Annotated in this window: 5 protein-coding genes; 2 read left to right on the top strand and 3 right to left on the bottom strand. The window is 32.4% G+C overall.

Features of this window, described 5'->3' with window-relative positions; all coding sequences use genetic code 11:
- The 3 genes from DIU01_RS00745 to DIU01_RS00735 all read right to left on the bottom strand — a co-directional run.
- Positions 1-850: histidine kinase dimerization/phospho-acceptor domain-containing protein (locus DIU01_RS00745; protein ID WP_290831357.1), on the bottom strand; the 850-nt coding region annotated here is incomplete at its 3' end.
- 72 nt (positions 851-922) lie between these two features.
- Complete coding sequence (locus tag DIU01_RS00740) at positions 923-1123, bottom strand: helix-turn-helix transcriptional regulator (protein ID WP_290831356.1); 201 nt, start codon at positions 1121-1123, stop codon at positions 923-925.
- Positions 1113-1598, bottom strand: coding sequence for a hypothetical protein (locus DIU01_RS00735; RefSeq protein WP_290831355.1), 486 nt, complete (start codon positions 1596-1598; stop codon positions 1113-1115). The genes DIU01_RS00740 and DIU01_RS00735 overlap by 11 nt, the downstream gene beginning before the upstream one ends.
- Positions 1599-1776: 178 nt before the next feature.
- Between DIU01_RS00735 and DIU01_RS00730 the strand changes: the two genes are divergently transcribed.
- Positions 1777-3312: a YifB family Mg chelatase-like AAA ATPase gene (locus DIU01_RS00730; RefSeq protein ID WP_290831354.1), complete on the top strand. Its 1536-nt coding sequence runs from the start codon at positions 1777-1779 to the stop codon at positions 3310-3312.
- A gap of 132 nt (positions 3313-3444) precedes the next feature.
- Positions 3445-4374: an alpha/beta hydrolase-fold protein gene (locus DIU01_RS00725; protein WP_290831353.1), complete on the top strand. Its 930-nt coding sequence runs from the start codon at positions 3445-3447 to the stop codon at positions 4372-4374.
- The last annotated feature ends 84 nt before the right edge of the window (positions 4375-4458 follow it).

Raw genomic sequence — 4458 nt, 5'->3', positions numbered from 1 at the left:
TATAAGAGACAGCATAATCACTTTTGTCAATATTGTTTACATTTGTAAAATCATTCTGCATCAATTTGATTTCATCAATCAAACTAGATATCATAAGTTCATTTTTCTGAGAGAAATCTATATTATCGTTTTTGTAGAAATTTAAAAGTCCGTCGATATAATTCTTCAGTTGAATCGAACATTCTTCAATATGATCAATAAATTCTAAACTATCAGAACTTAATTTGTTGTCAACATCATCTTTCAATAATTTTATCAACGAGATTATATTATTAAGAGGCGATTTCATATCGTGCGAAATCACACCAGCAAATTTCTCTAGTTCCGAATAACGTATATTTAAATACTCATTGTTTTTTGTGAGTTTTTTAAACCTTCTTCGCATTTCAAACAGTTTCGAAGTCTGTTCTGCCAAAATTTCTAATGACTTAATTTGAGATTCAGACAACGAATTGTTTTTATAATCAATTACACACAAAGTTCCCAATATCAATCCGGTTCCATTTTCTTTTATTGGAACACCAGCGTAAAATCCAGAGTCTGTCAATCCGTTCATTAATCCAACTTTTCTAAAATCTTCATCTTCCATTAGCTTTTCAATTACTATCGTTTCAGATGATTTTTCCATTGCAAGTGAGCAAAAAGAGGTTTCTCTTGAACTTTCTCTTGCTTCAATACCTATTTTCGATTTATACCATTGACGGTATTTATCAACCAAAGTAATTGTAGAAATAGGTGTATTACATAGTGTTGATGCTAAAAAAGTAATGTTATCAAATTCAATTTCGGGACTCGTGTCTAAAATTTCATAGCTGTTTAAAGCTTCTAATCTTTTATCTTCGTAATTCATTTATGTTTTTTTTGTATAGATACGTAAAATAGCTAGGAGAGGTTCATAAAATTTTTATAAAAAACCTATTTATCAATCATTTTCTTCCAAAACGAATATTTTTTCTACAGAAATCTCAAAAAATCGAGCCAATTTTAAAGCAAGAACGGTTGATGGAACATATTTTCCTTTTTCCATGGCATTAATGGTTTGCCTGCTAACTTCTATTTGTTTTGCCAAATCTTCTTGCGAAATATTCTTAATAGCGCGCAAGACTTTTAAATTATTCGTCATCGTTAGAAATTTTGTTTAGCTGATAAATTTTATAATGAAATCGGATGATGAAAAATAGAAGTAGTGTAAATGTGTTAAACATTAGAATGCTATAATATCCAATTCCGAAAAAGAAAATTGTAAACAAAATAATTATTGCATAGTTAAAATAGGTAGCCCAAACTAAACTCTCATATCTTATTTTTGAGATCATTTCATCTTCATTTTTCAATTTAGAAAAACCTATTAGTATTCCGCCAACTATTAATCCAATAACATACAATTCGTCTCCAATATTATTTTCAATAATTTTAAAAAAGGCATTGTCACTTTTAAATAATCCATCGTTATAGATAGCTAAAACATTGATATTTAATGTGTCAATTGTAAAACTATCATCAATGGTTAAAATGTAAAGCGAAAAAATGAAACTCGGAACAAACAATATCCACCCAATTTTTTTGAATGAATTCGGAAATAAAAAATGGTTTTTCATGATTAAAAGTTTTAAATTATATATCAAATGTAAAGTTTATTTTACATATAGACAAATAAATTTTACAAAAAGTTTAATTTACTTTACATTTTTGAATTTTTTTGTACTATTTCTTGTTTATGTTTTTCAATCTTTTATATATTTGCATCTGTATAAGCCATTTAAAAAATTATAAGCCATGTTAGTAAAAGTATTTGGAAGCGCCGTCTTTGGCGTAGAAGCAACTTCAATCACAGTAGAAGTTAATATTGATAAAGGTGTTGGTTACCATCTTGTAGGTTTGCCAGACAACGCCATAAAAGAAAGCAGTTATCGAATTGCTGCTGCTTTAAAAAACAACGGATTTCAACTTCCCGGAAAAAAAATCACCATAAATATGGCTCCAGCCGATTTAAGGAAAGAAGGTTCTGCCTACGATTTAACTCTTGCCATTGGAATTCTTGTTGCATCAGGTCAAATAAAAGCCGATGATGTAGATAAATATGTTATCATGGGCGAATTGTCACTCGATGGTGGATTACAACCTATAAAAGGTGCGTTATCCATAGCAATTAAAGCTCGCGAAGAAGGATTTAAAGGATTTTTTCTGCCAAAGCAAAATGTAAAAGAAGCCGCAGTTGTTGATGGATTGGATGTTTACGGAATTGAAAATGTAACCGAAGTCATCAATTTTTTTGAAGGAAAAGGAACTTTAGAACCAACCGTTATTGATACTCGAGAAGAATTTTATAAAGAGTTAGAATTTCCAGAATTTGATTTTGCCGATGTCAAAGGTCAAGAATCAATAAAACGTTGTATGGAAATTGCCGCTGCTGGTGGACATAATATTATTTTAATTGGTCCGCCAGGTTCAGGAAAAACAATGTTAGCAAAGCGTTTACCAAGTATTTTGCCGCCAATGACTTTGAAAGAAGCATTAGAAACCACAAAAATTCATAGCGTTGCCGGAAAAATTAAAGATGCCGGATTAATGAGTCAGCGACCATTTCGTGCGCCACATCATACAGCGAGTTCAGTTTCGTTAGTTGGCGGCGGAAGTTTTCCGCAACCTGGAGAAATCTCGTTATCTCACAATGGGGTTTTATTTTTGGATGAATTACCCGAGTTTAAACGCGAAGTTCTTGAAGTAATGCGTCAACCACTTGAGGATCGTGAAGTGACTATTTCTAGAGCAAAATTCACGATTACTTATCCATCATCGTTTATGTTAGTTGCGAGTATGAACCCAAGTCCGAGTGGTTATTTTAATGATCCCGATGCGCCAGTAAGTTCGTCCAGAAATGAAATGCAACGGTATTTGAGCAAAATTTCGGGTCCGCTTTTGGATCGAATTGATATTCATATTGAAGTTACACCGGTTCCATTTGAAAAACTAACCGAAACTCGTAAAGCCGAAAGTAGCGTAGAAATTAGAAAACGTGTTACAGCTGCACGAGAAATTCAAACGCAACGTTATAAAGATTTAGATTCAATACATTACAACGCACAAATGAGTTCGAAACAAGTGCGAATTTATTGCGAATTAGACGAAGCTTCACTACATTTGTTAAAGACAGCGATGGAACGTCTCAATCTTTCGGCTCGTGCCTACGACCGAATTTTGAAAGTGGCTAGAACAATCGCTGATTTAGAAGCTTCAGAAAAGGTAATTTCCAATCATATTGCCGAAGCTATTCAATACAGAAGTCTAGATCGTGATGGTTGGCTTGGGTGATTTGGGTTGTCTGTTATCAGTTGTCTGTTGTCAGTTATTTGTTGTCAGTATTGAAGAAAGGGTTTAAGAGAAATTTTATGCTGGTTTGTTTTAATTTACTGATGATTTTATGATTCGCTAAATTATAATCTTATGAAAAAATATATTTTAAATATTGTCTTCTTTCTCATTTCGAGTTGTATTTTCTCGCAGGATATTCCGAAAGTTAGCTCTGGGAAAATTGAACGAATTGCAGATTTTAAATCGGAATTTGTTACTTCAAGGAATATTGATGTTTGGTTACCCGATAATTATTCTGATGCTAAAAAATATTCGGTTTTGTATATGCATGACGGCCAAATGCTATATGATGCAGAAGCTACTTGGAATAAACAAGCATGGGAAGTTGATGAAGTTGTATCTAATTTACTAAAAGACAATAAAATTGATGATGTAATTGTAGTTGGAATTTGGAACGGAGTAACAACGCGTCATATGGATTATTTTCCTCAAAAACCATTTGAAAGTTTGACTCAAACCCAACAAGATTCTATTTATAAAGCCAATAGAAGTAACGGTCAAAATGTTTTTAACGGCAAAGTCAATTCTGATAATTATTTGAAATTTATTGTCAAAGAATTGAAACCTTTAATCGATAAAAAATACTCAGTTCACCGAGACAAAAAGCACACTTTTATAGCAGGAAGCAGCATGGGCGGATTGATTTCTATGTATGCTATTTGCGAATATCCGAATGTTTTTGGTGGCGCAGCTTGTTTGTCAACGCATTGGCCAGGAATTTTTACGGTAGAAAACAACCCAATTCCCGAAGCATTTTATACTTATTTGAAAACCAATTTACCAAATCCCAAAAATCACAGAATTTACTTTGATTACGGAACAGCAACTTTAGACGCCATGTATGAACCTTTACAATTGAAAGTGGATGAAGTAATGAAAGCCAAAGGTTACAATTCATTAAATTGGTCTACCAATAAATTTGAAGGCGAAGACCATAGTGAAAAGGCTTGGCAAAAACGATTACACATTCCGCTGGAGTTTTTACTTGGGAAGTTTTTGTAGGTTTATTTGATAAATGTTCATAGCTAATGAATCGAATTACGATATTTTAGAATGTGCTATTTGTAATAAATTAAGGTTGTAAAC

It is taken from the genome of Flavobacterium sp. (genome assembly GCF_003525665.1).
GTDB lineage: Bacteria > Bacteroidota > Bacteroidia > Flavobacteriales > Flavobacteriaceae > Flavobacterium.
The sequence above is the reverse complement of the archived record's forward strand: the minus strand, read 5'-3'. Positions and strand labels throughout refer to the sequence as shown.

Coding starts and splice junctions, on each gene's coding strand:
- DIU01_RS00740 (WP_290831356.1), bottom strand. CDS start 1,123: ATGACGAATAATTTAAAAGTCTTGCGCGCTATTAAGAATATTTCGCAA.
- DIU01_RS00735 (WP_290831355.1), bottom strand. CDS start 1,598: ATGAAAAACCATTTTTTATTTCCGAATTCATTCAAAAAAATTGGGTGG.
- DIU01_RS00730 (WP_290831354.1), top strand. CDS start 1,777: ATGTTAGTAAAAGTATTTGGAAGCGCCGTCTTTGGCGTAGAAGCAACT.
- DIU01_RS00725 (WP_290831353.1), top strand. CDS start 3,445: ATGAAAAAATATATTTTAAATATTGTCTTCTTTCTCATTTCGAGTTGT.